The 26339-nt window shown below is 61.9% G+C and carries 27 protein-coding genes; 10 read left to right on the forward strand and 17 right to left on the reverse strand.

Annotated features, from left to right (window positions below; translation table 11 throughout):
- The first annotated feature begins 5 nt into the window (after positions 1–5).
- The gene (locus tag ACM6I5_RS00935; RefSeq protein ID WP_414883024.1) at positions 6–1889 is read left to right on the forward strand and encodes a TonB-dependent receptor domain-containing protein; all 1884 of its coding nucleotides are present in this window, start codon (positions 6–8) and stop codon (positions 1887–1889) included.
- A 151-nt stretch (positions 1890–2040) separates the two neighbouring features.
- Here ACM6I5_RS00935 and ACM6I5_RS00940 read toward each other — a convergent pair whose 3' ends face one another.
- The 12 genes from ACM6I5_RS00940 to nrdR form a co-directional block, all read right to left on the reverse strand.
- Positions 2041–2841 (reverse strand): cobalamin-binding protein, encoded by an 801-nt coding sequence (locus ACM6I5_RS00940; protein ID WP_414883025.1) that lies wholly within the window; start codon positions 2839–2841, stop codon positions 2041–2043.
- The gene (locus tag ACM6I5_RS00945; protein WP_017341034.1) at positions 2841–3260 is read right to left on the reverse strand and encodes a hypothetical protein; all 420 of its coding nucleotides are present in this window, start codon (positions 3258–3260) and stop codon (positions 2841–2843) included. The genes ACM6I5_RS00940 and ACM6I5_RS00945 overlap by 1 nt, the downstream gene beginning before the upstream one ends.
- The gene (gene ribA, locus ACM6I5_RS00950; RefSeq protein ID WP_008033730.1) at positions 3257–3874 is read right to left on the reverse strand and encodes a GTP cyclohydrolase II; all 618 of its coding nucleotides are present in this window, start codon (positions 3872–3874) and stop codon (positions 3257–3259) included. The genes ACM6I5_RS00945 and ribA overlap by 4 nt, the downstream gene beginning before the upstream one ends.
- Positions 3875–4049: 175 nt before the next feature.
- On the reverse strand, positions 4050–4787 hold the full coding sequence (locus ACM6I5_RS00955; RefSeq protein WP_414878143.1) for a substrate-binding periplasmic protein: 738 nt from the start codon (positions 4785–4787) through the stop codon (positions 4050–4052).
- 24 nt (positions 4788–4811) lie between these two features.
- Complete coding sequence (locus tag ACM6I5_RS00960) at positions 4812–5315, reverse strand: phosphatidylglycerophosphatase A (RefSeq protein WP_008033735.1); 504 nt, start codon at positions 5313–5315, stop codon at positions 4812–4814.
- Positions 5312–6277 carry a thiamine-phosphate kinase gene (gene thiL / locus ACM6I5_RS00965; protein ID WP_414878144.1) on the reverse strand — a complete coding sequence of 322 codons (966 nt, stop codon included), beginning with the start codon at positions 6275–6277 and terminating at the stop codon, positions 5312–5314. The genes ACM6I5_RS00960 and thiL overlap by 4 nt, the downstream gene beginning before the upstream one ends.
- An 18-nt stretch (positions 6278–6295) precedes the next feature.
- Positions 6296–6796: a transcription antitermination factor NusB gene (gene nusB / locus ACM6I5_RS00970; protein WP_008033741.1), complete on the reverse strand. Its 501-nt coding sequence runs from the start codon at positions 6794–6796 to the stop codon at positions 6296–6298.
- Positions 6793–7269, reverse strand: a complete 477-nt coding sequence (ribE, locus tag ACM6I5_RS00975; protein WP_003228649.1) for a 6,7-dimethyl-8-ribityllumazine synthase — start codon at positions 7267–7269, stop codon at positions 6793–6795. Before ribE ends, nusB begins: the two co-directional genes overlap by 4 nt.
- Positions 7270–7360: 91 nt before the next feature.
- Positions 7361–8452 carry a bifunctional 3,4-dihydroxy-2-butanone-4-phosphate synthase/GTP cyclohydrolase II gene (gene ribBA / locus ACM6I5_RS00980; RefSeq protein ID WP_017341037.1) on the reverse strand — a complete coding sequence of 364 codons (1092 nt, stop codon included), beginning with the start codon at positions 8450–8452 and terminating at the stop codon, positions 7361–7363.
- 16 nt (positions 8453–8468) lie between these two features.
- Positions 8469–9131, reverse strand: coding sequence for a riboflavin synthase (locus ACM6I5_RS00985; protein WP_017341038.1), 663 nt, complete (start codon positions 9129–9131; stop codon positions 8469–8471).
- A 46-nt stretch (positions 9132–9177) separates the two neighbouring features.
- Positions 9178–10311, reverse strand: a complete 1134-nt coding sequence (ribD, locus tag ACM6I5_RS00990; protein ID WP_414883026.1) for a bifunctional diaminohydroxyphosphoribosylaminopyrimidine deaminase/5-amino-6-(5-phosphoribosylamino)uracil reductase RibD — start codon at positions 10309–10311, stop codon at positions 9178–9180.
- Positions 10308–10772, reverse strand: a complete 465-nt coding sequence (nrdR, locus tag ACM6I5_RS00995) for a transcriptional regulator NrdR (RefSeq protein ID WP_003228656.1) — start codon at positions 10770–10772, stop codon at positions 10308–10310. Before nrdR ends, ribD begins: the two co-directional genes overlap by 4 nt.
- A 128-nt stretch (positions 10773–10900) precedes the next feature.
- Between nrdR and ACM6I5_RS01000 the strand changes: the two genes are divergently transcribed.
- From ACM6I5_RS01000 to trxA, 3 genes are all read left to right on the forward strand, one after another.
- Positions 10901–11365 (forward strand): YbaY family lipoprotein, encoded by a 465-nt coding sequence (locus ACM6I5_RS01000; RefSeq protein WP_031319153.1) that lies wholly within the window; start codon positions 10901–10903, stop codon positions 11363–11365.
- Positions 11362–12018, forward strand: a complete 657-nt coding sequence (locus tag ACM6I5_RS01005; RefSeq protein ID WP_414883027.1) for a class I SAM-dependent methyltransferase — start codon at positions 11362–11364, stop codon at positions 12016–12018. The genes ACM6I5_RS01000 and ACM6I5_RS01005 overlap by 4 nt, the downstream gene beginning before the upstream one ends.
- Before the next feature lie 137 nt (positions 12019–12155).
- Positions 12156–13028 (forward strand): thioredoxin, encoded by an 873-nt coding sequence (gene trxA / locus ACM6I5_RS01010; RefSeq protein ID WP_414883028.1) that lies wholly within the window; start codon positions 12156–12158, stop codon positions 13026–13028.
- On the opposite strand, the gene ACM6I5_RS01015 is transcribed toward trxA, so the two are convergent.
- On the reverse strand, positions 13025–13372 hold the full coding sequence (locus ACM6I5_RS01015) for a hypothetical protein (RefSeq protein WP_017341044.1): 348 nt from the start codon (positions 13370–13372) through the stop codon (positions 13025–13027). The genes trxA and ACM6I5_RS01015 overlap by 4 nt on opposite strands.
- 134 nt (positions 13373–13506) lie before the next feature.
- Here ACM6I5_RS01015 and ACM6I5_RS01020 point away from each other — a divergent pair, with 134 nt between their 5' ends.
- The 4 genes from ACM6I5_RS01020 (at position 13507) to ACM6I5_RS01035 (ending at position 16736) form a co-directional block, all read left to right on the forward strand.
- Positions 13507–14091 carry a DUF2796 domain-containing protein gene (locus tag ACM6I5_RS01020; RefSeq protein ID WP_414883029.1) on the forward strand — a complete coding sequence of 195 codons (585 nt, stop codon included), beginning with the start codon at positions 13507–13509 and terminating at the stop codon, positions 14089–14091.
- Positions 14092–14228: 137 nt separating this feature from the next.
- Entirely contained in the window at positions 14229–14939 is a 711-nt protein-coding gene (locus ACM6I5_RS01025) for an ABC transporter ATP-binding protein (protein WP_414878149.1), read from the forward strand.
- A gap of 1 nt (position 14940) precedes the next feature.
- The gene (locus ACM6I5_RS01030) at positions 14941–16206 is read left to right on the forward strand and encodes an ABC transporter permease (protein ID WP_414883030.1); all 1266 of its coding nucleotides are present in this window, start codon (positions 14941–14943) and stop codon (positions 16204–16206) included.
- Between the two features lie 11 nt (positions 16207–16217).
- Positions 16218–16736, forward strand: coding sequence for a DUF3299 domain-containing protein (locus tag ACM6I5_RS01035; protein ID WP_031319154.1), 519 nt, complete (start codon positions 16218–16220; stop codon positions 16734–16736).
- 24 nt (positions 16737–16760) lie between these two features.
- Here the strand turns inward: ACM6I5_RS01035 and ACM6I5_RS01040 are convergent, their stop codons facing one another.
- Positions 16761–16934 (reverse strand): hypothetical protein, encoded by a 174-nt coding sequence (locus ACM6I5_RS01040; RefSeq protein ID WP_414878151.1) that lies wholly within the window; start codon positions 16932–16934, stop codon positions 16761–16763.
- A 23-nt stretch (positions 16935–16957) separates the two neighbouring features.
- On the opposite strand from ACM6I5_RS01040, the gene ACM6I5_RS01045 reads away from it, so the two are divergent.
- The gene (locus tag ACM6I5_RS01045) at positions 16958–17656 is read left to right on the forward strand and encodes an OmpW/AlkL family protein (RefSeq protein WP_414878152.1); all 699 of its coding nucleotides are present in this window, start codon (positions 16958–16960) and stop codon (positions 17654–17656) included.
- A gap of 72 nt (positions 17657–17728) precedes the next feature.
- On the opposite strand, the gene ACM6I5_RS01050 is transcribed toward ACM6I5_RS01045, so the two are convergent.
- Together ACM6I5_RS01050 and ACM6I5_RS01055 are read right to left on the reverse strand one after the other, a co-directional pair.
- On the reverse strand, positions 17729–18658 hold the full coding sequence (locus tag ACM6I5_RS01050) for an NAD-dependent epimerase/dehydratase family protein (protein WP_414883031.1): 930 nt from the start codon (positions 18656–18658) through the stop codon (positions 17729–17731).
- The gene (locus ACM6I5_RS01055) at positions 18651–19535 is read right to left on the reverse strand and encodes a sugar nucleotide-binding protein (protein WP_017341052.1); all 885 of its coding nucleotides are present in this window, start codon (positions 19533–19535) and stop codon (positions 18651–18653) included. The genes ACM6I5_RS01050 and ACM6I5_RS01055 overlap by 8 nt, the downstream gene beginning before the upstream one ends.
- A gap of 344 nt (positions 19536–19879) precedes the next feature.
- Here ACM6I5_RS01055 and ACM6I5_RS01060 point away from each other — a divergent pair, with 344 nt between their 5' ends.
- Positions 19880–24181: a DEAD/DEAH box helicase gene (locus ACM6I5_RS01060; RefSeq protein WP_414883033.1), complete on the forward strand. Its 4302-nt coding sequence runs from the start codon at positions 19880–19882 to the stop codon at positions 24179–24181.
- A 27-nt stretch (positions 24182–24208) separates the two neighbouring features.
- On the opposite strand, the gene ACM6I5_RS01065 is transcribed toward ACM6I5_RS01060, so the two are convergent.
- Positions 24209–26326, reverse strand: coding sequence for a mechanosensitive ion channel family protein (locus tag ACM6I5_RS01065; protein ID WP_414878155.1), 2118 nt, complete (start codon positions 26324–26326; stop codon positions 24209–24211).
- Between the last annotated feature and the right edge of the window lie 13 nt (positions 26327–26339).

Here is a 26339-nt window from a genome sequence, read left to right on the forward strand (position 1 = left end):
TGCCCATGAAACTCTCCCCCCTCGCCCTGACGCTGACGCTTCTACCGTCCGGACACCTGCTGGCCGACACCTTCGAACGCGACCAGGCCCTGAAGCTGCCCGACGTGCTGATCAGCGCCAACCGCCAGGTCGAAGCCCGCAACGACAGCAGCGCCGCCAACACCGTGTTCACCCGCGAAGACATCGACCGCCTGCAACCGGGCAGCGTCACCGACTTGCTGCGTCGGGTGCCGGGCGTGCAGGTCGGCCAAACCGGCGGGCGCGGCAGCCTGCCGGGGATTTACATTCGGGGGACAAAGTCGGCGCAGAGCCTGGTGCTGGTGGATGGTCAACGCATCGGCAACTCGACGTCCGGCGACAGCAACCTGCAACACCTCAACATCGAACAGATCGAGCGCGTGGAAGTGCTGCGCGGCTCCCGTTCGGTGATTTACGGCAGCGATGCGATTGGCGGGGTCATCCAGATTTTCACCCGCCGTGGCGCCGAACAAGGTCTGCAACCGCGTCTGCATATGGGTTTTGGCAGCAACCAGACGTGGGAGCGCAGCCTCGGATTATCCGGTGGAGATGAGAAAACCCGCTTCAACCTGGGCGCCAGCCTTGATGAAACCGCCGGGATCAATCGCACCCATGAGTCGTACCCGAGCGATGGCGATCACGATGAGTATCGCAACAAGTCGTTGAGCCTGAGCCTGAGTCACGCCCTCACCGATGACGTCGAAATCGGCGCCAACGTGCTGGATAACCGTGGCAAAAGCGAGATCGATAGTCCATTCGGGCGCTATGACGAAATGACAGAAGCGTCCTACCAACAGCAGACTTACAGTGATTTCACCGTGAGCGGCGTCAGCAGTTACGTCGACGCGCGCATCAACGACCTGTGGAAAACCCGCGTCGAATTCGGCCACAGCGAGAATCGCGAGAAGTCCTTCGACAAGCTCAGCGACGAACGCAGCGTGTTCAACACGTATCGCGACTCAGTGAACTGGCAGAACGACCTGACGCTGAACGAGCGCAACAGCCTGATCCTTGGCGGCGACTGGTACGAAGACCGCATCAACAGCAGCACCGCCTTCGACGAGGACAGCCGCTGGAACCGCGCGGCGTTTATCCAGCATCGTTATCAGGCGGACAGCTTCTCCACGGAACTGGGCCTGCGCCACGACCAGAACCAGCAGTTCGGCAGTCAGAACAGCTGGAGCGGCACGTTCACCTTGCCGCTGAACCCGGACAACGACGTGCTGCTGACCTACAGCGAAGGCTTTCGCGCACCGACGTTCAATGACTTGTATTACCCGGACTTCAGCAATCCGGACCTGAAGCCTGAAACCTCGAAAAGCTATGAGCTGCAATGGCGCAGTCAGCTGACCGATTTCAGCCGCCTCGAAGCCTCGCTGTATCGCACCGACCTCAAGGACGCGATCATCTTCGGCAGCAACGACCGCCCGCAGAACGTCGCCTCCGCGCGGATCAACGGATTTGAAGCGGCGTTGAAGCAGGAACTGTTTGGCTGGCAGAGCGCTCTTGGCGTGGCGATCATCGACCCGCGGGATCGCGACAGTGGCCACACCCTGGCGCGTCGCGCACGGCGGACGTTGAGCCTGGATCTGGACCGACAGTTTGATCGACTGAGCCTCGGCGCCAGTTGGCAAGCGGTGAGCAGCAGTTATGACGATGAGAAAAATCAGCAGCCGTTAGGCGGGTATGCACTGCTGGGACTGCGCAGCAGTTGGGCGCTGAATCGTGAGATCAAGCTTGAGCTGAAGGTCGATAACCTGCTGGACAAGGGGTACAGCCGGGCGCTGTACAGCCATGACGGCAGCCAGTTTGGCTATCGTGAGGAAGGACGGGCGTGGATGTTTGGGGTGACGTGGACACCGGAGCTCTAAGAGCAACCCGATCACCTGTGGCGAGGGAGCTTGCTCCCGCTCGACTGCGCAGCAGTCGCAAAACAGGCTGACGCGATCCCACCTGAAGTAACGCACTGACGGATTTGGGGCCGCTTCGCAGCCCGGCGGGAGCAAGCTCCCTTGCCACAGGTCAGCGGTCCGGCTCGATGATGTGGCAAAGCTTCGCAGTCGCTTCGATCATCTGCCCACTCGGCCGTTCCAGGCCCTTGTCCAGCACCAACCGCAATTGATCCTGCGCCACCGCCGCCACCTGCGGCCAGGCCTTCCACGCCTCCAGTTGCGCCTGATCGCTGGCCAGGATCACCTCGGGATTACGCTGCAACACCGCCTCCACACTGACCTGCGGCGCGGGCAATGTCAGGTCGGCAAACACATTGCGCGCACCGCACACTTCCAGCGCATCACTGATGATCTGCCCGCCGCCGACGGTGTACAGCGGACGATCCCAGACCTGATAAAACACTCGTAACGGTTCGTCCCGTCGATAGCGCTGACGCAGTGCATCGAGGCGCTGACGCAGATCGCTGGCCAATGAAACGCCACGCTCGGGACGGCCGAGCTGCAGGGCGATCGCCTCGATTTGCGCGGTCAGTTGTTCAAGGTTGTGCGGATCGGCGACGTAGGTCGGGATGTTCAAGCGCTTGAGTTGTTCACGCTGGGCCGGGCCGACGCTGCCGGGCCAGAGCAGCAGCAAATCGGGTTTCAGGCTGAGCAGCCGTTCCATGTCCAATTGGCCGTAGCGGCCAACGGAAGGAAGGTCCTTGAGTTCAGCAGGACGATCGCCGGCATCGAGCACACCGACCAGAAGATCGGCTGAACCCAGTTCAACAACGATTTCAGACAAAGACGGCGCGAGACTGACGACGCGTTCGATAGCAGAGGCCATGCCGCTGACGGCCAGCAGCAGAACCGCCAGCCCGATGCGGCGCATCAGCCGAGTTGACGCGGAATACGGTAGAGATAGAACAGCACCGTTGTCGACAGCGCCAACAGCACCAACGGCACCGCTTCGAGCCCGACGAACACCGCCAGAGCGCCAATCCAGGCAGGCAGGCCGGCCGCGAGAAACGCTGAACGGCGCTTAGCGGCGAGGGTAATCCAGGCGGCAGGCTCTTCAGGGGTATCGAGGGCTTTCTGGGTGGCGATCAGCGCGTGTTTGTAGCCGCCAAAAAACTTCAGGCTGACAAACATCGACGCCACACCGGCGATGAACAACGGCATCGCCAACACTGGCAAAAGCGCCTCGCCCTGGCCGAATACGCCGTTGATCACGAACAGCGGCACCAAGGCCAGCGCCAGGTATTGCCACCAGCTGACGGCCAGTCGCCGCCGCACCTGACCGCGGGTCACGCCCGGTCTACCTCGCCCTGGTGCTCGTTGCCCATCATGTGGTCAAGCTTGCTGGCCTTGGTGGCCAGGTAAAGTTTGTTGTGCGGATTGTGGCCGGTGTGCAGCGGAACGCGCTCGGCAACCACAATGCCCATGTCGGTCAACGCTTTGACCTTGCGTGGGTTGTTGGTCATCAGACGCAGGGATTTCACACCCAGATGCTCGAGCATTGGCAGGCACATGGCGTAGTCGCGCTGGTCCGCGGCGAAGCCCAGACGCTCGTTGGCTTCAACGGTGTCGGCACCGCCGTCCTGCAATTCATAGGCGCGGATCTTGTTCAGCAGGCCAATGCCACGGCCTTCCTGACGCAAGTACAGCAACACGCCACGGCCTTCCCGGGCGATGGCCTGCAACGCGGCCTCGAGTTGCGAGCCGCAGTCACAGCGCTGGCTGAACAAGGCATCGCCCGTCAGGCATTCGGAGTGCAAGCGGCCGAGTACCGGGGCACCGTCGTCGAACTCACCGAGGCTCAGCACGACGTGCTCACGCCCGTTCTCTTCATCGAGAAAGCCGTGCATGGTGAATTGCGCAAAAGGCGTTGGCAGCTTGGAAGCGGCGACAAAAACGACAGGCACCGGTGTGCTCCTGATCAATAGGTACTGGAGATTCGCAGACGCGGCATTGTAACAGCACGTTCCTACAGACGCTTAGGCTGAATTATGGAGCATAACGATCTAAAAGTTTGATCCCCGCCCCGTTCTAGCCCTGCGGGAGCGAACACAGGAATCATCACCTGCGCAGGATCTTTGTTCAGTTCGAATCGAAGGGATAGGGTTGTTTCCAGCGTTCGAAGATCGGTTTCAGCCGGCCGTTTTTGACCAGCACCTCCATTCGCCGGTCGAACAGAGCCATCAACTCCCGCGCCTTGGGTGTATCGGCAAAGCACAGGTACAGCGGCAATTCCGCGATGTGCGTGCGTCGGAACTGGGACGGATCCTTGGCCTGGCGGACGATGTAATCCACCTCGGTCAGCGCGTCGATGTAGAAATCGGCGCGGTCGTGGGTCAGCATCGACAGAATGCCAGTGCGCCGAACGACTTCGTTATAGCGGTTTATGTTGGGCAGGTAATTCTGGAAATCATAGCCGCGAACCCAGGCCAGTCGATAGTTGCCCAGGGTCTCCGGGGTCGGCGCCGGGTTACTGGCCAGCCCCAGGGCGTAGATGTGATCGGTGTCGTAATTCCAACGCGGATACAGCAGGTCGCTGACTTCATCGCGATAGCCGCCGACACAGGCGTCCACTTCGCCCCGCTGGGCCAGGCCGATGGCGCGAATGTAAGGTTCGGTGCGGATGTCCAGCTTGACGCCGGCCGGCTCGAAGACTTCACGCAGCACGTCCCAACCCAGACCATGGCCATCGGCGGCGGTGTAGTCTTCCCAGTCTTCGCTGGCCAGATGAATCACCGCTGGCGTCGTCACTGCCTCCCCCGCCAGGGCGAGGGAAGCAAACAGGGCGAAACCCGTCAGAGCCAACCAGCGTCGAGCCATCCTAGTCTCCTGCTTCGCCACTCATCAGGCGAAAATCCATACCAGCCCCTGCATCGCCAACCACGCGAACACCCCGGCCAATACGTCGTCGAGCATGATCCCGACGCCGCCGTGCACGTGCCGGTCGATCCAGTGAATCGGCCACGGCTTGAGAATGTCGAAGAAGCGGAACACCAGAAAACCCGCGAGCAACCAGTACCAGCCTTCCGGCACCAGCCAGAGAGTGATCCACATCCCGACCATTTCGTCCCAGACGATGCCTTCGTGGTCGTGCACCCGCAAATCGTCGGCCACTTTGCCGCACAGCCAGAAGCCGAACAGCATGGTGATGCCCAGCATCAGCCAGTAACCCCAGTCGGGCAGCATCTGCCACAACGGAATAAAGGGTAGCGCAACCAAGGAACCCCAGGTGCCCGGTGCCTTTGGCAAGGTGCCCGAACCGAAGCCGAACGCCAGGAAATGCCATGGATTGCGCCAGACCGACGGCGGTACGAACTCCGCCGGAACCTGTTTGGGATGATCTGTCACGGTGTCTCCCGAAAATGTTGATAGCCCCGGGTTTGCGGGGTGATGTCTTGTCCGGCAGCATCCAGCAGCACGACGCCCTGCCCCGTCACCACACGCCCGACCACATGAATTGGCCAGCCATCTGCCACCATCCGCGACAACTCGACGGACGGTAAGGTGAAGGCCAGCACGTAATCGTCTCCGCCGCTCAGGGCAGCGTGTTCGGCACCCGGTTGACCGAGGAAGGCCACTAAAGCCTTCGACAGCGGCAATCGGTCCCGTTCAACCTGAATGCCGACCTTCGACGCGAGCGCAATGTGCCCGCAATCGGCGAGCAGGCCGTCGGAGATGTCCAGCGCCGACGTCGCCTTGCCGCGCAAAGCCCGACCCAACGCGAGTTGCGGTTGCGGCGACCAGTAATGCGCCAGCAACGGATCGGCGATGGCGGCTTCGGCAGTTCGCTGACCGAGCACCAGGGGCAAGGCCCCGGCGGCGTTGCCCAGCTCACCGCCGACACACAGCAAATCGCCGACCTGAGCGCCGCTGCGGGTCAGCGCCTTGCCTGCCGGCACACGTCCGAACACTGTCATGGTCAGGCTCAACGGCCCGCGGGTGGTATCGCCGCCCACCAGCGCCACACCACAGCTCTGGGCCATGAGGCTCAAACCATGGGCATACGCTTGCAGCCAATCGGCGGTCGCCGAAGGCAAGGTCAGGGCAAGGGTAAAGGCGATGGGAGTGGCGCCCATGGCAGCCAGATCACTGACGGCCACGGCCAGCGAGCGCTGACCGAGCAGAAACGGGTCGCAAGGGTCTGCGAAATGCACACCGGCCACGAGCGTGTCGGTGGAAACAGCCAACTGCTCCCCGGCGGGAACAGCCAGCAAGGCGCAGTCATCGCCGATCCCGAGGGCAACGCCCTCGCCGCCCTGCGCACAAGGCGCGGCGGCGAAGAAATTGCGGATCAGCTCAAACTCACCCATTGCGATTTCAAGCGCCGATCAGCGCTTGAACGCCTTCACTTCAGCTTCACGCAGACGCGGGGCCAGCTTGTCGAGTACGCCGTTGACGAATTTGTGGCCGTCGGTGGAACCGAAGACTTTCGCCAGCTCGATACCTTCGTTGATCACAACGCGGTACGGCACATCAACGCGCTCGAGCAGTTCCCAGGTGGACAGGCGCAATACCGCCAGTTCAACCGGGTCGAGCTCTTCGATGGTCAGGTCGAGGCAAGGCTTGAGCGCGGCGTCGATCTTGTCCTTCTGCGCAGGAACCCCGTGGAGGATTTCACGGAAGTAGGCGCCGTCGACATCGCTGAAATCGTTATCGACCCGGAACTGCGCTTCGATCTCGTTCAGCGACTGCTTGGCCATGTGCCACTGGTACAGCGCCTGGGTCGCGAGCTGACGGGCTTCGCGACGCTTGACGCTTTTCGATGGCTTGCCGGCGTCCGCAGGCTTTGGATCGCGCGGGTTGAAACGATCGCTTTCGTCGCTAATCACTTGGCCTCCAACTGCGCCAGCAGGCTGACCATTTCCAGAGCGGACAGGGCAGCTTCGGCACCTTTGTTACCGGCCTTGGTGCCGGAACGTTCGATGGCTTGCTCGATGGAATCAACGGTCAGCACGCCGAAAGCGACCGGCACGCCGAACTCCATGGACACCTGGGCCAGGCCCTTGGTGCATTCGCCCGCCACGTATTCGAAGTGCGGAGTACCGCCACGAATGACCGCGCCCAGAGCGATGATGGCTGCGAACTCGCCCTTCTGAGCGACTTTCTGCGCAACCAGCGGGATTTCGAAGGCGCCAGGCGCACGGATGATGGTGATGTCGCTTTCGCTCACGCCATGGCGAACCAGGGCATCAACTGCACCGCTGACCAGGCTTTCAACGACGAAGCTGTTGAAACGGCCCACTACCAGAGCGTAGCGGCCTTTAGGGGCGATGAAGGTACCTTCGATGGTCTTCAGGGTCATTCGTTAGATCTCTTAAAGAGCCGGGACGCATTTTCTACGCGTCCCTCAGTGATATTTGAACCGCGAATACAGGGCCGGGAACAACCGGTCATTATTCGGAGGGCACGTATTCTACAACTTCCAGATCGAAACCGGATATCGCATTAAATTTCATCGGCGCACTCATCAGGCGCATTTTGCGCACGCCCAGGTCCCGCAGGATCTGCGAACCGGCACCGACAATGCTGTAGGTGGTCGGTTTTTTCACCGGCGCGTGCTCCGCCGTTTCACGGATGTGTGCCAGCAACACGTCGCCATCGAGCGGGTGACCGAGCAACAGCACCACGCCGCTGCCGGCCTCGGCAACCGCGGCCATGGCGGCACGCAGGCTCCAGCGGCCAGGCTGCTTGACCATCAACAAATCGCGCAGCGGGTCCATGTTGTGCACGCGAACCAGGGTCGGTTCTTCGGCGCACACGTTGCCCAGGGTCAGGGCCATGTGCACGTCGCCTTCCACGGAGTCACGATAGGTCACCAGGTTGAATTGGCCCAGTTCGCTGTCCAGCGGCTGCTCGGCAATCCGCTGAACGGTACGTTCGTGGATCATCCGGTAGTGAATCAGGTCGGCGATGGTGCCGATCTTGATGTTGTGTTCTGCAGCAAAGGCTTCGAGTTCGGCGCGGCGGGACATGGTGCCGTCGTCGTTCATCACTTCGCAGATCACGCCGCTCGGCTCGAAACCGGCCATGCGTGCGAGGTCGCAGGCGGCTTCAGTGTGGCCGGCGCGAGCCAGGGTGCCACCGGCCTGGGCCATCAGCGGGAAGATGTGGCCGGGGCTGACGATGTCTTCAGCCTTGGCGTCTTTCGCGGCAGCGGCCTGCACGGTACGCGCACGGTCGGCGGCGGAGATGCCGGTAGTCACGCCAGTAGCCGCTTCGATCGATACGGTGAACTTGGTGCCGAAGCCGGAACCGTTGCGCGGTGCCATCAACGGCAGCTTCAACAGTTCGCAGCGCTCGCGGCTCATCGGCATGCAGATCAGGCCACGGGCGTGCTTGGCCATGAAGTTGATGTGTTCAGGCTGGCAGCACTCGGCGGCCATGATCAGGTCGCCTTCGTTCTCGCGGTCTTCGTCATCCATGAGGATGACCATCTTGCCTTGGCGGATGTCTTCAACCAGTTCTTCGATGCTATTGAGCGCCACAAGGCACCCCCTTGGGTCAGGATTTTAGGTAGCCGTTGGCGGCCAGAAAGCTTTCAGTGATGTTACTGGAAGTTGGCTCTGCGGCCTTGTCGCCCAACAGCAGGCGCTCCAGGTAACGGGCAAGCAAGTCGACTTCAAGGTTCACCCGGCGACCTGGCTGGTACGACGCCATGATGGTTTCGCTCAGGGTGTGCGGAATGATGGTCAGCATGAACTCGGCGCCATCGACCGCGTTCACGGTCAGGCTGGTGCCGTCGACGGTGATCGAGCCTTTATGGGCGATGTACTTGGCGAGTTCCTTCGGCGCACGAATGCGGAATTCCACGGCGCGGGCGTTCTCGGTGCGGGCAACCACTTCACCCACGCCATCGACGTGACCGCTGACCAGATGCCCGCCGAGGCGAGTGGTCGGGGTCAGGGCTTTTTCCAGGTTGACCGGGCTGCCGCTTTTCAGGTCGTTCATGGCGGTGCAGTCGAGGGTTTCGCGACTGACGTCCGCGGCAAAGCCATTGCCCGGCAGTTCAACCGCCGTCAGGCACACGCCGTTGACCGCGATGCTGTCGCCCAGCTTGACGTCGCTCAGGTCGAGCTTGCCGGTTTCTACGTGTACCCGCACATCTCCGCCTTTTGGGGTCAATGCACGAATACTGCCGATGGATTCGATGATGCCGGTAAACATGGAGTCCTCCTCGAGAACAGGGCCGTCGCGTGGCGCAGGCCGGAAATTATACGCTCGCCGCTGGCGCAGGAATGGCAATGACTCGCCAGTCATCGCCAACCGCGCGAATTTCAGTGATTTTGAGCTCGGGCGCGTCTTTCATCTGCGCCAGCGGCCAGTCCAGCAATGGACGGGCCGAAGAACCGAGGAACTTGCCGGCGATGAAGATCTGGAACTCGTCCACCAGACCTTGCTGGGCAAATGCCCCCGCCAGACGCGGGCCCGCTTCGACCAGCACTTCATTGACGCCGCGATTGGCCAGTTCGACCAGCAACTTGCGCAAGTCGACCAAACCATCGTCGCCAGCCACGATCAGGCATTCCGGACCGTTGGCGTATTGTTCTTCGATGGCCATGCAGGTGGCGACCAGCGCCGGGCCCGCCTTGAAGAACGGCGCGTCCAGCGGCACGCGCAAACGGCCGTCGATCAGCACGCGCAGCGGCGGGCGGCTCATGGCCAACGCAGTTTGCTCGGCGTCCAGCCCCAACTCACCCGCACGTACGGTCAAACGGGCCTTGTCGGCCAGCACCGTGTCGGCGCCGGTCAGCACCACGCTGGCTTGGGCGCGCAGGCGTTGAACCGCCGAGCGCGCAGCCGGGCCGGTGATCCATTGGCTTTCGCCGCTTTCCATCGCCGTGCGACCGTCGAGGCTCATGGCCAACTTGACCCGCACGAACGGCAAACCGTGTTCCATGCGTTTGAGGAAGCCTTGATTGAGCTTGCGCGCCTCGCCTTCCAGCACACCGCTTTCGATAACGATTCCGGCCTGAGCCAGACGCTGCATGCCGCGGCCAGCCACCGACGGGTTCGGATCCTGCATCGCCGCGACCACGCGGGCGACGCCGGCATTCACCAGCGCATCGGCACAGGGCGGTGTATGGCCGTGGTGGCTGCACGGTTCGAGGGTCACGTAAGCGGTGGCGCCACGGGCCTTGTCGCCCGCCGCACGCAGGGCGTGGACTTCGGCGTGGGGTTCGCCGGTGCGCTCGTGCCAGCCTTCGCCGACAATTTGCCCGTCCTTCACGATCACGCAACCGACCCGAGGGTTGGGGTGTGTCGTGTAATAGCCTTTGCGCGCCAGTTCCAGGGCGCGGGCCATGTAATGGGCGTCGAGGATGGCTTGTTCTGGGGAGGAGGTCATTCTTTCACCGGCTCACGGGCCAGGCGATCGATCTCTTCGCGGAACTCGTTGAGGTCCTGGAAGCGCCGATACACGGAGGCGAAACGAATGTAGGCGACTTCGTCGAGCTTTTGCAGCTCGGCCATCACCAGTTCACCGACCACGAGGGACTTGACCTCGCGCTCGCCGGTGGCGCGCAGCTTGTGTTTGATGTGCACCAGCGACGATTCGAGGCGCTCGACACTCACCGGGCGCTTCTCCAGCGCACGCTGCATGCCGGCGCGCAGTTTTTCTTCGTCGAACGGCTGGCGGCTGCCGTCGGTTTTGATCAGGCGCGGCAACACCAGTTCAGCGGTTTCGAACGTCGTGAAACGCTCGCCGCAGGCCAGGCATTCACGCCGGCGGCGCACCTGTTCGCCCTCGGCGACCAGACGCGAGTCGATGACCTTGGTGTCGTTGGCACCGCAGAAGGGACAGTGCATGGTGGCAGGCAACAAAAAAAGGGAGGGCCATGGTAGCGCATCCCTGTGGCAAGACAAGCCATAGGGTTTGCGGTATACAGACTGGCTATAGAGAACGATCCATGGATTTCACCTTGCTGGAGCCGCAAATGTCCCTCAGACCGCTCGTATTGCTCAGCCTTTTCAGCCTGTTGGTGGCCTGCAGCAGCGATGCACCCAAGCCTCAGCCGCCGACGCCAGGGCCTGCCCCGCAAGCGGCGCAGAAGAAAGCCAAAGAGTCCGCCAACCTCGGCCCGCTGCCCGCGTATCAGCGTGAATTGAGTGGCACCCTGCAAGGTGTGCCGTCAGGCGCCGAAGTCGAGCTGGCGCTGCTGGTGATCGACGAAAAAGACCGCCCGCAGCAATTGCTCGCCAGTTCCAGCCTGATCGGCACCAACCAAGTGTTGCCGTTTCATCTGCGCTTCAACCCGGAATCTTTCCCGGTCGGCGCCCGCGTTGAACTGCGGGGTCGCGCCAGTCAGTCCGGCCAGCTGATTTTGCATCTGCCTGCGCAGGCCATCACGCAACCAACCACGCAGACATTGGGCCAGCTGCAATTCGTCAAAGCGCCTTGATTGCACCGCTCGGCCTGCAACAGGCATTAAGTGAATTGCTGGGTGACGCCCGGCTCGTCCCTGTCGCCTTGCCCGATACCGAGCTGAAACTCTGGCTGATCGACGGCGACAACATGGGTCGCGCCTTCAGCCCGGAAGAAACCCGGCGGATTCTGCATGAGCCGCCGTACTGGAGTTTCTGCTGGGCCAGCGGGCTCGCGGTGGCCCGTTATCTCGCCGACTTCCCCGAATGGGTCAAAGGCAAACGGGTACTCGATTTCGGTGCCGGTTCCGGGGTCGCGGGGATTGCCGCCGTGAAGGCCGGGGCGCTGGAGGTGGTGGCCTGCGACCTGGATCCGCTGGCGATTGCCGCCTGTCGGGCGAATGCTGAACTCAACGACGTGGAACTGAACTACTCGACGGATTTTTTCGCCGAGGCGGACCGGTTTGATCTGATTCTGGTCGCCGATGTGTTGTATGACCGGGCGAACCTGCCGCTGCTCGATGAGTTTTTAAGCCGCGGGCGGGAAGCGCTGGTGGCGGATTCGCGGGTGAGGGATTTCAGGCATCCGCTGTATCGGCGCATCGAAATGCTGGAAGCGATGACCCTGCCGGATCTGGCTGAGCCGGAAGAGTTTCGGCATGTGAGCCTCTACCACGCGCGGCGCGTCTGAAGCCGCTAAAAGATCGCAGCCTGGGGCAGCGCCTACATTGACCGAATGCGCCCCCTATCCTGCAGGAGTTGCCGAAGGCTGCGATCTTTTGCGCCAGCCCTTATAGTGAGCAGATTCACGCTTTTACGAGATCCCCCATGAGTCAGGAAACGCCGTACATCTTCGACGCTACGACCGCCGATTTCGACCAGTCGGTGATCGAGAACTCTTTCCACAAACCGGTGCTGGTGGATTTCTGGGCCGAATGGTGTGCGCCCTGCAAAGCGCTGATGCCGATGCTCCAGACCATTGCCGAGAGCTATCAGGGCGAGTTGTTGCTGGCCAAGGTCAACTGCGACCTCGAACAGGACATCGTTGCCCGCTTCGGCATTCGCAGCCTGCCAACCGTGGTGTTGTTCAAGGATGGCCAGCCGGTGGACGGTTTTGCCGGTGCGCAACCGGAATCCGCCGTACGGGCGATGCTTGAGCCTCACGTACAAATGCCGCCCCCCGCGGCGGCTGATCCATTCGATCAGGCTCAGGCGCTGTTTGACGAAAGTCGTTTCGCCGACGCCGAAGCCATTCTCAAAGTGCTGCTGGGCGAAGACAACACCAACGCCAAGGCACTGATTCTGTATGCCCGTTGCCTGACTGAACGCGGCGAGCTGGGTGAAGCGCAAGCCGTACTCGACGCGGTGAAAAGCGATGAACACAAGGCAGCATTGGCCGGCGCAAAAGCGCAGATCCAGTTTCTCGGCCAGGCCAAGGACTTGCCGGATGCCGCGGACCTGAAGGCGCGTCTGGCGCAGAACCCGCAGGACGATGAAACGGTGTATCAACTGGCGATCCAGCAACTGGCCCGTCAGCAGTACGACGCGGCGCTGGATGCGTTGCTCAAGCTGTTCATCCGCAACCGCAGCTACAGCGAAGGCTTGCCGCACAAGACCTTGCTGAAGGTGTTCGAACTGCTGGGCAATGATCACCCGCTCGTGACCACGTACCGTCGCAAGTTGTTTGCTGCGCTGTATTAAGCCGGGTTGATCCAGCTATAGAGCGGCGTATCCCCGCCGCTCGACACTTTCACCTCCGCGCTATGGCGCAACCGCACCAACAGGCGTTTGCCCGACGATGGGCTGCCCGTCAGTCCTTCCAGTTGCTCAAGCAAATCAGGCCCGCTCAATTGTCCGGCCTTGCGCAGCAAATCCTTTGCGATCTGCCACTGCGCATCGTCCTGATTGACCGGCTTCGCTGGCGCCACGCTGGTTTCAGGCTTGATCACCTGCAACTGTGCGCCGAGCCGCGCCCAGTCACCGTCGTCCATCTCCAGGGTCAAATCCACTGGCCAGTCGCCGATGCTTCCGCGTATTCGCAACATAAGTCTGCTCCTGCACATTTCTGACCCACATGCTCCCATGGGACTTGTGCAACGCCAAGCGGGCGGTCAAACTCTCAGTACTTTCGTTATAAGATTACATAACAGTTTATTCATTTTACTTCCGGAGACCCGCCATGCGTCGTCTGCTGCTCGCTTTACCGTTTGCCCTGTTGCCGTTGGCTGTCGCCCATGCCGCTGATGAACATGATCATGAACATGAGCACGGCAGCCTTGGCGCCCACGAACATGGTGTCGGTCGCCTGAACGCGGCGCTGGACGGCCAGACCCTCGAGCTGGAACTGGAAAGCCCGGCGATGAACCTGGTGGGTTTCGAACACGCTGCCACCACCGACGCCGACAAGGCCAAAGTCGCCGCCGTCCGTACGCAACTGGAAAAACCGCTTACCCTGTTCAACCTGCCGAAGGCCGCCGGTTGTGTGGTGGCGACCCAGGAACTGGAAAGCCCGCTGTTTGGTGACAAACCGGATGCCGATGATGATCACGACGCCGATGCCAAAGACGAACATCACCACGATCACAGCGAAATCCACGCGCACTATCAATTCACCTGTGCGGCCCCGGGTGCCCTGAAAACCCTGGACCTGGCGATCATCTTCAACACCTTCCCGGCCACCCAGAAAATTCAGGTACAACTGATCAGCCCGAGCGGGCAGCAAGGGGTTGAAGTGACGGCCAAGGCGGCTGCCCTCAAGTTCTGACCCCAACACACATCCAAATGTGGGAGCGAGCCTGCTCGCGATAGTGGCGTAACAGTCACCATCAATGTTGAATGTCATGCCCCCATGGCGAGCAGGCTCGCTCCGACAGGGTTCACCACCAACCTGACCGGTTTCACATGACCCAAGCACTTATCGAACTGTCCGACCTGGGCTTCAGCTGGCCCGGTCACCCGCCGCTGCTGGACATCCCGGCCTTCCGCCTGGAACCCGGCCAAACCCTGTTCCTCAAAGGCCCCAGCGGCAGCGGCAAGACCACCCTGCTCGGCCTGCTCGGCGGCGTGCAGAAGCCCGATCGCGGCAGTATTCGCCTGCTCGGCCAGGAACTGACCGAACTCGGCGCCGGTGCGCGTGACCGCTTCCGCGTGGATCACACTGGCTACATTTTCCAGCAGTTCAACCTGCTGCCGTTTCTCTCGGTGCGCGAGAACGTCGAGTTGCCCTGCCACTTCTCCAGGTTGCGCGCCGAGCGGGCAATCCAGCGCCACGGCAGCGTCGACCAGGCCGCTGCCACCCTGCTCGCTCACTTGGGCCTGAAGGATGAAAGCATCCTCGGCCGCCGCGCCGATTCGCTGTCCATCGGTCAGCAACAACGCGTCGCCGCCGCCCGCGCCTTGATCGGTCAGCCGGAACTGGTGATCGCCGACGAACCGACTTCCGCGCTGGATTACGACGCTCGCGAAAACTTCATTCGCCTGCTGTTCGCCGAATGCCGCGAAGCCGGGTCGAGCCTGTTGTTTGTCAGCCACGACCAAAGCCTCGCGCCGCTGTTCGATCGCCACCTGTCGCTGGCCGATCTCAATCGCGCCGCCACCCCGTCCGAGGTCTGAGATGTATTTGTTTCGTCTAGCCATGGCCAGCCTGGCAAACCGCCGCTTCACCGCGATCCTCACTGCATTCGCCATTGCCCTGTCGGTCTGCCTGCTGCTGGCTGTGGAACGGGTGCGCACTGAAGCCAAGGCCAGTTTTGCCAGCACCATCAGCGGCACCGACCTGATCGTCGGCGCCCGGTCCGGCTCGGTGAACCTGTTGCTGTACTCGGTGTTCCGCATCGGCAACGCCACCAATAACATCCGCTGGGACAGCTTCGAACACTTCGCCAACAACCCGAAAGTGAAGTGGGCGATCCCGATGTCGCTCGGCGATTCCCATCGCGGTTATCGGGTGATGGGCACCACCGAGGCGTACTTCGAGCACTACCAATACGGCCATCAGCAACACCTGGAACTGGCCGACGGCCGAGCCTTCGCCACCGACCCGTTCGAAGTGGTGCTCGGCGCCGAAGTGGCCGATGCGCTGCACTACAAACTCGGCGACAAACTGGTGCTGGCCCACGGCGTGGCGGTGATCAGCCTGGTCAAGCACGACGACAAGCCGTTCACCGTAGTCGGCATTCTGAAACGCACCGGCACCCCGGTGGACCGCACGCTGCACATCAGCCTCGGCGGCATGGAAGCGATTCACATCGACTGGCACAACGGCGTGCCGGCCCAGGGCAAAGGCCGGATCAGCGCCGATCAGGCACGCAACATGGACCTGACGCCACAAGCGATCACCGCGTTCATGCTCGGCCTCAACAACAAAATTTCGACCTTCGCGTTGCAGCGCGAAATCAACGAATTCCGCGGCGAACCCATGCTGGCGATCCTGCCGGGCGTGGCGCTGCAAGAATTGTGGAGTTTGATGAGCACGGCAGAAAAAGCCTTGTTCGTGGTCTCGCTGTTCGTGGTGCTGACCGGGTTGATCGGCATGCTCACGGCGATCCTCACCAGCCTGAATGAACGTCGGCGCGAGATGGCAATCCTGCGCTCAGTGGGCGCTCGGCCGTGGCACATCGCAACCTTGCTGGTGCTGGAGGCGTTCGCCCTGGCGCTGGCGGGCGTGATCGCTGGCGTGGCGCTACTTTATGTGGGTATCGCCGCCGCGCAGGGTTACGTGCAGGCCAATTACGGTTTGTATTTGCCACTGGCGTGGCCAAGCGAATATGAATGGACGCTGCTCGGTGGCATCCTGATCGCCGCGCTGCTGATGGGCAGCGTGCCGGCGTGGCGCGCGTATCGCCAATCCCTGGCCGATGGCCTGTCGATCCGACTATGAGGACGTTAATGATGCCCCGCGCTCTGCTTGCGCTGTTGATGCTGGTCGCCCTGCCGCTATGGGCGGCCGAGCCGAAAGAACTGACCTGGTCGGAAATGATTCCGCCGGACGCGATGCCGGAAGTACCGAACATGACACCCCTGCACGACCTGTCGCAGATGAGCAGTGCGCTGTCCGCCGAGTCGGCGCCAGCCGCCAAACAGGATATGCCGAACGCGCCGGTGGTGAAGAGCCTCGACGGCCAGAACATCCGTTTACCGGGCTATATCGTGCCGCTGGAAGTGAGTGAGGAAGGCCGTACCACGGAGTTTCTGCTGGTGCCGTATTTCGGCGCCTGCATCCATGTGCCGCCACCGCCGTCGAACCAGATTGTGCATGTGAAGAGCGAAGTCGGCGTGAAACTCGATGAGCTGTATCAGCCGTACTGGATCGAAGGAGCACTGCAGGTTAAAGCGTCGACCAGTGAGTTGGCGGATGCGGGGTATCAGATGGAGGCGGACAAGATTTATGTGTATGAATTGCCGGAGTGAGCCCGGCAGTTCTGTGTTGTCTGATCAATCGCCATCACGGGCAAGCCCGCTCCCACAGGGACCACCCAAATCCTGTGGGAGCGGGCTTGCCCGCGATGGAATAATCAAAAGTTCCACAAAAACCAACCCCATGACTGTTTCATTGAGCTGAATCAAAAGTCCGTACCAGACGGCTCCGTACCATTGGACATCGAACATTTTCAACGTCCTTTGGAGCCTCCATGCACAAGTCCTTGCTCAGCGCTTCGCTGTTTGCCCTCGCGCTCGCAACCCCACTCGCCTACGCCCACGAATCCGGTGACATCATCGTTCGTGCCGGTGCAATCACCGTCAACCCGAAAGCTGACAGCTCCAGCGTCAAGGTCGATCAAGGCCCTTTGGCCGGCACCGACCTGGGTGGCAAGGCCACCATGAGCAGCGACACGCAACTGGGTCTGAACTTCGCTTACATGCTCGACAGCCACTGGGGTATCGAGCTGCTCGCCGCCTCGCCGTTCGAGCATGACGTAAAAATCAAAGGCACCGCCCTCGGCGCGGGCAACGGCAAACTCGGCACCCTGAAACACCTGCCGCCGACCTTGAGCATTGTCTACTACCCACTGGACGGCAAGTCTGCATTCCAGCCGTACGTTGGCGCCGGTATCAACTACACCTGGATTTACGACGAGCACGTCGGCAGCGAGGCCAACGCCAAGGGGTTCAGCAACTTCAAGGCGGATAACTCCTGGGGCATGGCGTTTGAGGTCGGTGCTGACTACATGATCACCGACAACGTCTTGCTCAACGCCCAAGTGCGTTACATCGACATCGATACCACCGCGACCGTGGAAAACGACGCAGTGAAACCAGGCACCCGTGCCAAGGTCGATGTGGATGTCGACCCGTTCATCTACATGGTGGGCCTCGGTTACAAGTTCTAAATCGTTCACGTGGTGGGAACGAGCTGAAAAAAAGGCGCCTTCACAGGTGCCTTTTTCATGAGGGCGAAAAACTCAGCGACCGAGCAACCGCGCCAGGCCGACAGCCATCGGTGTCTGTTCGGGGCAGGTAAACCGCTTCAGCAGACGCTGATTGTTCGCCCGCGAATGGCGGATATCACCAGAACGCGCCGGGCCGTAGCTCACCGGTGGCAGTTCACCGACCACCACTTTCAACGCTTCCAGCATTTGCTTGAGCGTGGTCGCCCGGTTCCAGCCGACGTTGACCGCACCGATTCCAACCTGCGGCTTTTCGATGGCTTGCACCAGCACGTCGACCAGGTCCTCGACGTACACGAAATCACGCGTCTGCTCGCCGTCGCCGAATACGGTGATCGGCAGGCCCTTCTGCGCCCGCTCGCTGAAAATGCTGATCACCCCGGAGTACGGCGAGGACGGATCCTGGCGTGGGCCGAAGATGTTGAAGAAGCGGAAAATCACCGGTTCCAACCCATGCTGGCGGCGGTAGAAATCGAAGTAGTGTTCGCTGGCCAACTTGTCCGACGCATACGGCGTCAACGGTGCCTTGGGCGTGTCTTCGTCGATCGACTGGCCTTCGCCATTGTTGCCGTAGACCGCAGCACTGGAGGCAAACAGCACGCGTTTGACGCCGCTCTGGCGCATGGCTTCGCAGACATTCAGCGAGCCGATGAAGTTGCTCTGGTGCGTCTTCACCGGGTCGTCCACCGAGGCTTGCACCGATGCTACCGCCGCCAGATGCGCGACCGCACTGCAACCGGCCATGGCGCGAGCGACCAGGGCCGCATCGGCGACATCACCGACGATCAGCTCGACGCGAGGATTATCCAGCGGCAGGTTGCTACGTTTGCCGGTGGACAAGTCATCGAGAATCCGCACCGTATGACCCTTGGTGAGCAAGGCGTCGGTCAGGTGGGAGCCGATGAAACCGGCGCCGCCGGTGATTAAAACGGGGCCGTCAGCCATGGCGATAGAACCTGTCCAGTAAACTCGGGAGCGCCGCACGCCAGGCGCGGGGCTTGATCCCGAAGGTGTGGAGGATTTTCTTGCAGGCCAGCACCGCGTGTTGCGGCTCTTCGGCAGCGTCCGGGCGCGCAGCGTGAGCCTGGGCGGTCGGCGCTTCGATGGCCAGCGGATGCAGCGCGCGGGCTTCAGTGAGAATGGCCTGCCCCAGCGCCAGCGGCGTGGTCGCCTCGTGCCCCGCGTAATGGTAGGTGCCCCACAGCGGCGCCGCGCAATCGAGTTGCTTGAGCACGGAAATGATCACCCGGGCCGCGTCGTCGACCGGCGTCGGGTTGCCCCGGCGATCATCGGCCATCAGCAGCTCGTCAGGTTGTTCCGCGCGGGACAGGAATCGTCCGAGGGTGCCATCGGGGCTGTCATCGAGCAGCCAGCCGAACCGCAGCAGCACGTGCTGCGGGCAAGTCGCGCGCACGCTTTGTTCGATCCGCCACAAGGCCTGACCACGCAGGCCCAAAGGCACCGGCTCGTCTTTTTCGCTGTAGGCCGTCGCCCGGGAGCCGTCAAACACGCGATAGCTCGAGGGTTGCAGCAGAACGATGTTGTGGTGCTGGCACAGTTCAGCCAGGCGCTCGATCGCACGCTCTTGCCCGGCCAGACGCGTTTCGCTGACCGTCTCCGCCTGAAACCAGTCGAAGTAGTAGGCGAGGTTGATCAACGCGTCCGGCCGGGTGTCGTCGAGCAATTGCGTCAGGCTCGCGGCATCCCAGCCGTCTTGCGGTGGGCGGGGGGCGAGGAAACCGATGTCTTCCTCCGCACCGAGGCGAATCAGCGCCTGCCCAAGGGCATTTCCGCCGCCCAGTAACATAAGGCGCATTCGCATAGAGTCAGCAGGCCCAGTCTGATTGGAACAATGGCTTTATCGATACCGCTCGCGGGCGATGTCGTCGATAGTTGCCGGAATCGTTGCATTTTGCGGGTTTAGTGCGCAACCGTCATCCGTAAAGTGTAGATCCTGTGTTCAATGCGGCCCCAGTGGCGAGGGCGCTTGCTCCCGCTCGGCTGCGAAGCCGTCGTAAATCGGGCGGCTCGCAGTGTCAGCATGAACAGAGAGGCAGGTTTTGGGGCTGCTGCGCAGACCAGCGGGAGCAAGCGCCCTCGCCACAAAGCCGGTGATAAACCGAGCGGTACTTGCATCTTCCCATCCCCACCCGCATAAATTGTTCCATGAATCTGCCCATTCCCACGGACGCGGCCCTGACAGGCTTCCACCCCGCCGTCAGCGCCTGGTTCAGCAGCACCTTTCCGACGGCTACCGCCGCCCAGGCCCGGGCGTGGCCGCTGATCCGCCAGCACCGTTCGACCCTGATCGCCGCGCCCACCGGCTCCGGCAAAACCCTCACCGCGTTTCTCGCCGTCATCGATGACCTGGTTCACCGTGCCCAGGAAACCGCAGGCGGTTTGCCTGACGAAACCCTGGTGGTCTACGTCTCGCCGCTCAAGGCCTTGTCCAACGACATCCAGATCAACCTGCAAAATCCGCTGACCGGCATCCGTGAACAGTTACGCGTGATGGGCTTGCCCGAGCTGCAAATCACCACCGCCGTGCGCACCGGGGACACGCCGCAAAAAGACCGCTCGGCGATGCGCAAGACCGCGCCGCACATTCTGGTCACCACCCCGGAATCCCTTTACGTGCTGCTCGGTTCCGACTCCGGCCGGCAAATGCTCGGCACCACGCGCACGGTGATCGTCGATGAAATCCATGCCATCGCCGCCAGCAAGCGTGGCAGTCATCTGGCCTTGAGCCTGGAGCGTTTGCAGGCGTTGTGCGCAACACCGCTGATGCGCATCGGGCTGTCCGCCACGCAAAAACCGATCGAGGCCGTCTCGCGCTTTTTGGTGGGGCGTGATCGCGAATGCGCGATCATCGACATCGGTCACGCGCGGCCGCGGGATCTGGGCATCGAAGTACCGCCGGTGCCGTTGTCCGCCGTCATGGCCAATGATGTCTGGGAACTGGTCTATGACCGCCTCGCCGTCCTCGCCCGCGAACACCGCACCACGCTGATTTTCGTCAACACCCGACGCTTGGCCGAACGTTTGAGCCGGCATTTGAGCGAGCGTCTCGGCAAGGAAGCGGTCGCCGCCCACCATGGCAGCCTGGCCAAGGAGTTCCGCCTCGACGCCGAACAGCGGCTCAAGCGCGGCGACCTGCAAGTGCTGATCGCCACGGCGTCGCTGGAATTGGGGATCGACATCGGCGATGTCGATCTGGTCTGCCAGATCTCTTCACCGCGCTCGATCGCCGGTTTTCTGCAACGGGTCGGCCGCTCCGGCCACCAGGTCGGTGGCACACCGAAAGGCCGGTTATTCGCCACCACCCGCGATGACCTGATCGAATGCACCGCCCTGCTCGACTGCGTGCGCCGGGGCGAACTCGACACGTTGAACATTCCTCAAGCTCCCCTGGATGTACTGGCCCAGCAAATCATCGCCGAGGTCAGTTGCCAGGAATGGCCGGAACAAGCGCTGCTGGAAATGTTCCGCAAAGCCTCGCCGTACGCAGGCCTCGACGAAAAACATTATCAGGCGCTGCTGCAGATGCTCGCCGAAGGCTACAACGGTCGCCAGGGCATTCGCAGCGCGTTCCTGCACCGCGACGCCGTGACGCGCACGTTGCGTGGTCGCCGGGGCAGCAAACTGACCGCCGTGACCAGCGGCGGCACCATTCCGGACAACGCCGACTACAGCGTGCTGCTGGAACCGCAAGGGCTGAACATCGGCAGCGTCAACGAAGATTTCGCGGTGGAAAGCATTGCCGGCGACATCTTTCAGTTGGGCAATACCTCGTACCGAATCCTGCGGGTCGACACCGGCAAAGTCCGGGTCGAAGATGCTCACGGGCAGCCGCCGACCATTCCGTTCTGGCTCGGTGAAGCGCCGGGGCGCAGCGCTGAATTGTCCTTCGCCGTGGCCCGCCTGCAAGCGCAACTCGATGCCCTGCTCGGCGCTACGCCCGGCAACTTGCAACCCGCCCTCGACTGGCTGACCGACACCCTCGGCCTCAACCTCGCCAGCGCCGGACAACTGGTGGACTACCTCGCCCGCGCGCGCCTGACACTGGGCGCCCTGCCGTCCCAGGACACGCTGCTGATGGAGCGTTTTTTCGACGAGTCCGGCGGCACGCAACTGATCATCCACACGCCATTCGGCAGCCGTATCAACCGCGCCTGGGGCCTGGCCCTGCGCAAGCGATTCTGCCGCACCTTCAATTTCGAATTGCAGGCTGCCGCCAGCGAAGACGCGATCGTCCTGTCGCTGTCCACCAGCCACAGTTTTGAGCTCGACGAAGTCTGGCGTTACCTGCACAGCAACAGCGCCGAGCACCTGCTGATCCAAGCAGTACTCGATGCGCCGCTGTTCGGCGTGCGTTGGCGCTGGAATGCCGGGGTCGCGCTGGCGCTGCCGCGTTACACCGGCGGGCGTAAAGTCGCGCCGCAGATTCAACGAATGAAAAGCGAAGACCTGATCGCCAGTGTGTTCCCCGACCAGATTGCCTGCGTGGAAAACCTCGCCGGCGAGCGCGAGGTTCCCGACCATCCGCTGGTGGAACAAACCCTCGACGATTGCCTGCACGAAGCCATGGACTGCGAAGGCTGGCTGGCCTTGTTGCGCCGGATGGAAAACGGCGACGTTCGCCTGATCAGCCGTGACCTGCCCGCGCCCTCGCCACTGGCGGCAGAAATTCTCAGCGCCCGACCTTATACCTTCCTTGACGACGCGCCGCTGGAAGAGCGCCGAACCCAAGCCGTGCTCAACCGGCGCTGGACCGATCCGCAGTCCACCGACGACCTCGGCGCACTGGATGCCGAGGCGATTCAAGCGGTACGCGATGAGGCCTGGCCGACGCCGACCGGCCTTGATGAAATGCATGAGGCGCTGATGAGTCTGGCGTGCATCAGCGATGCCGAGGCACAGGCCAATCCGCAGTGGCCCGAGTGGCTGAACGCACTTGCCGACAGCGGGCGCGCCAGTCGGTTGCAGGTCGATGCCGAGCGATCACTGTGGCTGGCAGTGGAACGACTGACGTGCCTGCGGGCGATGTATCCACAGGCACGTCAGTCGTTCCCTCCGCTGGAGGCGCTGCCAGGATTCGATGAGGCCTGGGAGCCGGACGACGCGTTGCTGGAAGTCATCCGCGCGCGGCTCAGCGCTTTTGGTCCGTTGCCGCTGAGCGCGATTGCCGAACCGCTGGGATTTCCTCCGATACACATCACCCAGGCGCTGGCACAACTGGAGCGCGAAGGTTATGTGCTGCGCGGGCGATTCACCCCCGGCACCGATCAGGAGGAATGGTGCGAACGGCATTTGCTGGCGCGGATTCATCGCTACACGGTCAAGCGCCTGCGGCGGGAAATCGAACCCGTGGCGCTGCAGGATTTCATGCGTTTCCTGTTTGACTGGCAGCATCTTTCTGCGGCGACTCAGGGCCAGGGCAGCACCGTGTTGCCAGCGATTGTCAGTCAATTCGAAGGCTACCCTGCCGCTGCTTCCGCTTGGGACAGCGACATTCTGCCGGCGCGGATCAAGGATTATTCGCCAAGCTGGCTGGATGACCTGTGTCGCAGCGGCAAACTGGTCTGGACGCGCCTGACTGCAAGCAGCAAAAGCACCAGCACCGCGTTGCGCAGCACGCCCATTGTGCTGCTGCCGCGCAGTCAGGTCGGGTTGTGGAGCAGTCTGACCGAGCAGACACCCGTCAGCGAACTGTCGCCGAAAACGCAAAAGGTTCATCAAGCACTCAGTCAGCATGGCGCGCTGTTTTTCGATGAGCTGATTCACGAGGCTCATCTGCTGCGCTCGGAGCTGGAAATCGCCTTGCAGGAACTGGTCGGCGCCGGGCTGGTGAACGCCGACAGCTTTGCCGGTTTGCGGGCGCTGATTACGCCGGCGAGCAAACGCCAGGCCCGCAGCAGCCGTCGCGGACGCGGGGCGTTTATCGGCGGCATGGACGATGCCGGTCGCTGGGCCTTGCTTCGACGCGGGCCACCAGCGCCGACCGTGGACAACAAACATCCAACACCGAGCGACACGCTGGAACACATCGCATTGACCTTGCTGCGCCGCTACGGCGTGGTGTTCTGGCGCCTGCTGGAACGCGAAGCAGACTGGTTGCCGAGCTGGCGCGAATTGCTGCGCACGTTCCATCGGCTGGAGGCCCGCGGCGAGATTCGTGGTGGGCGGTTCGTGAATGGCCTGGCCGGTGAGCAGTTCGCCTTGCCCGAGGCGATCCCATTGCTGCGGGAAGTTCGGCGGCGGGCACACGACGGCAGTTTGATCGCTGTGTGCGGGGTGGATCCGCTGAACCTGGCGGGCACGCTGTTACCCGGAGCGAAAGTACCGGCGTTGGCGAGCAATCGACTGGTGTATCGCGATGGTCTTCCGGTGGCTGCCGAGATCGCCGGAAAGCAGGTTTTCTGGTTGGAATCGACGATCGAAATACGCAACAAACTGATCCGGCATTGATGCTGTCCCGGCCGGTCCCAAGAAAAATCATTGAGTACGCGGCTGATCCGGCAACAACACCGGCGAATTCTCCGGCGCTGCGCCGTCATCTTCCGGCTCCCCCATCCCCCGCTTCGGCATTAAAACCTGCTGTGGATAAGTCTGCGCGAAATGCACCCATGGGCTGTTATCCACAAGCTTCTTCAAACGCTGGTTAAACGCCCGGCTCACCGCATACTGCCCACCCGATACCGTACGGAACTGCGCCGTCAGCACCACGCCGTTGAGGTCCATTTTGTCGACGCCAAACACATCCAGCGGCCCTTGCAGGTTGTACTTGAGAAATGCGTCCTCACGGATCGACTCCCCCGCCTCGCGAATCAGCTCGATGGCCTTGTCCACGTCGGTGTCGTAGGTGAACTGCACCGAGAAAAACGCATAGGCGAATTGCCGTGACTGGTTTGTCACGGCCTTGATCTGCCCGAACGGCACCGAGTGCACAAACCCTTTGCCGTCGCGCAGGCGCAAGGTGCGGATGGTCAGGCCTTCGACGGTGCCGGCATGCCCGGAATCGAGCACGACCCAGTCGCCAATCGACAGGGTGTCTTCGATGATGATGAACAGGCCGGTGATGACGTCCTGCACCAGTTGCTGCGAGCCGAAACCGATGGCCAGGCCGACCACCCCGGCACCCGCCAACAGCGGTGCGACATTGATACCGAGGTTGGCCATGGTGGTGATTGCACAGATCACCACGAGGATGATTTTGATCGCGTTGCGCAGCAGTGGAAGAATGGTTTTTACCCGCGTACTGGGCTGTGTCGTGCGTTTATTGATCGGCGGCTTCAGCGCTTCCTGAATCGCTGTATCGAGCACCACCCACAGCAACCAGGTCACCAGGAAGATCAGGCCCATGCTGCTCAGCGACTCACTGATCGCCCGGCCCACCGAGTTGCGCTCGGCGAACTCGAACAGCGAGACGCCCCAGATACGCCCGAGAATTTCGATGAACGCCACGGCCATGACAATCCGCAGCAGTGCATGCAGCAAGCTGAGAAAGCGTTCTTTGTAGGCACTGCTGCGCTGGATCGCTTGGGCTTTTCCGGAATTGAACAGGTGCTGGAAAATCGTGCTGAGGAACACCGTGGCGATCAACAGAATGGTGGTGAACAACGCACAACGCAGGGCTTTCTGATTGTCTTCGCCGACGCCGATGAGGTTGATCGCCGACACCATCACCATCAGCAGAATCGGCCAGTACCAGAGCCGGGAAAAGATCCGCAGGGATTCCTGCAAGGAAGGCTGTTTCAAGCGCTGCGCCAGCGCCCGGTTGCGGATCAGATGCGCCACCGGACGCCTCAGGCGAATCACCAGCAATCCAAAGATGATTGAAGCAAACAGCCCGGTGAACACGGCGATGCTGCTGGTGATGTTGCCGCCCAGCTGCCGGGCGATCTGCGGGCTGGTCAAGGCGTCGCTGAGCGCCGCAAGGAAGCCGATCAGGAACAGCGGTTTGGGGCAGTAATCACGAATGATCTGCACCGCCCGGCGCTTGTGCCCGGTGTTGAACATGACGATCACGCACAAGAACATCGAGGTGGAGAAAATGCCGCTGCTGGTGGCGTAGGCAAAACACAGTGCCAACGCCCGGCCCACCGAGTTCGGCAGAAAATGGCTGACGTATAACGTCAGCGGCAGGCAGATCAACGCGGGAATCGTGAACGGCAGCAGGTAGCCGAGCAGGTCCTGGCTGCGTTGCCGTTTTCGAAAAAAACGCCCGGCACTCAAGCGCTTGTCCAGCAGGGCGCCGAGCACTGTGAGCAACGCGAACACGCCGAGCCAGACGCCGGACAACAACAGGAAATCGCCGACCACGCTCATCGGTGATCGAGACGAAGGTCGATTCACCAGTTTGTCGACTTCATCCGCCGCCCGATCCGCTCGCAGGCGCCAGGCGTCGACCAGGTCTTCGTTGAGGTCGAGCTTGTCCTGAACGTCGTCGATGCTGGAACTGATCGCCCCGAGCAAGCCGCCCTGGACCAGCGGTTCAGGTTTCGCTGGCTCTTCCGCTGCGGCGGGAAGTCCCGGCAGCGTGGTGGCTTCCAGTTCGTTGCTGCCGAGAAACAGCAACGCCCCCAGTAATATCGCGGTCTTGAACTTGAGCAAAACGGGGAGCTCC

The organism is Pseudomonas sp. IT-P171 (assembly GCF_949767765.1).
In the GTDB taxonomy this organism is placed as follows: domain Bacteria; phylum Pseudomonadota; class Gammaproteobacteria; order Pseudomonadales; family Pseudomonadaceae; genus Aquipseudomonas; species Aquipseudomonas fluorescens_B.

Coding starts and splice junctions, on each gene's coding strand:
- ribE (WP_003228649.1), bottom strand. CDS start 7,269: ATGACCCTGAAGACCATCGAAGGTACCTTCATCGCCCCTAAAGGCCGC.
- ACM6I5_RS01025 (WP_414878149.1), top strand. CDS start 14,229: ATGACCCAAGCACTTATCGAACTGTCCGACCTGGGCTTCAGCTGGCCC.
- ACM6I5_RS01045 (WP_414878152.1), top strand. CDS start 16,958: ATGCACAAGTCCTTGCTCAGCGCTTCGCTGTTTGCCCTCGCGCTCGCA.
- ACM6I5_RS01055 (WP_017341052.1), bottom strand. CDS start 19,535: ATGCGAATGCGCCTTATGTTACTGGGCGGCGGAAATGCCCTTGGGCAG.
- ACM6I5_RS01035 (WP_031319154.1), top strand. CDS start 16,218: ATGCCCCGCGCTCTGCTTGCGCTGTTGATGCTGGTCGCCCTGCCGCTA.
- ACM6I5_RS00985 (WP_017341038.1), bottom strand. CDS start 9,131: ATGTTTACCGGCATCATCGAATCCATCGGCAGTATTCGTGCATTGACC.
- ACM6I5_RS01000 (WP_031319153.1), top strand. CDS start 10,901: ATGTCCCTCAGACCGCTCGTATTGCTCAGCCTTTTCAGCCTGTTGGTG.
- ACM6I5_RS01020 (WP_414883029.1), top strand. CDS start 13,507: ATGCGTCGTCTGCTGCTCGCTTTACCGTTTGCCCTGTTGCCGTTGGCT.
- ACM6I5_RS00935 (WP_414883024.1), top strand. CDS start 6: ATGAAACTCTCCCCCCTCGCCCTGACGCTGACGCTTCTACCGTCCGGA.
- ACM6I5_RS01050 (WP_414883031.1), bottom strand. CDS start 18,658: ATGGCTGACGGCCCCGTTTTAATCACCGGCGGCGCCGGTTTCATCGGC.
- ACM6I5_RS01040 (WP_414878151.1), bottom strand. CDS start 16,934: ATGTTCGATGTCCAATGGTACGGAGCCGTCTGGTACGGACTTTTGATT.
- nrdR (WP_003228656.1), bottom strand. CDS start 10,772: ATGCACTGTCCCTTCTGCGGTGCCAACGACACCAAGGTCATCGACTCG.
- ACM6I5_RS00940 (WP_414883025.1), bottom strand. CDS start 2,841: ATGCGCCGCATCGGGCTGGCGGTTCTGCTGCTGGCCGTCAGCGGCATG.
- ACM6I5_RS01030 (WP_414883030.1), top strand. CDS start 14,941: ATGTATTTGTTTCGTCTAGCCATGGCCAGCCTGGCAAACCGCCGCTTC.
- ribD (WP_414883026.1), bottom strand. CDS start 10,311: ATGACCTCCTCCCCAGAACAAGCCATCCTCGACGCCCATTACATGGCC.
- ACM6I5_RS00955 (WP_414878143.1), bottom strand. CDS start 4,787: ATGGCTCGACGCTGGTTGGCTCTGACGGGTTTCGCCCTGTTTGCTTCC.
- ACM6I5_RS01060 (WP_414883033.1), top strand. CDS start 19,880: ATGAATCTGCCCATTCCCACGGACGCGGCCCTGACAGGCTTCCACCCC.
- thiL (WP_414878144.1), bottom strand. CDS start 6,277: ATGGGTGAGTTTGAGCTGATCCGCAATTTCTTCGCCGCCGCGCCTTGT.
- trxA (WP_414883028.1), top strand. CDS start 12,156: ATGAGTCAGGAAACGCCGTACATCTTCGACGCTACGACCGCCGATTTC.
- ACM6I5_RS01015 (WP_017341044.1), bottom strand. CDS start 13,372: ATGTTGCGAATACGCGGAAGCATCGGCGACTGGCCAGTGGATTTGACC.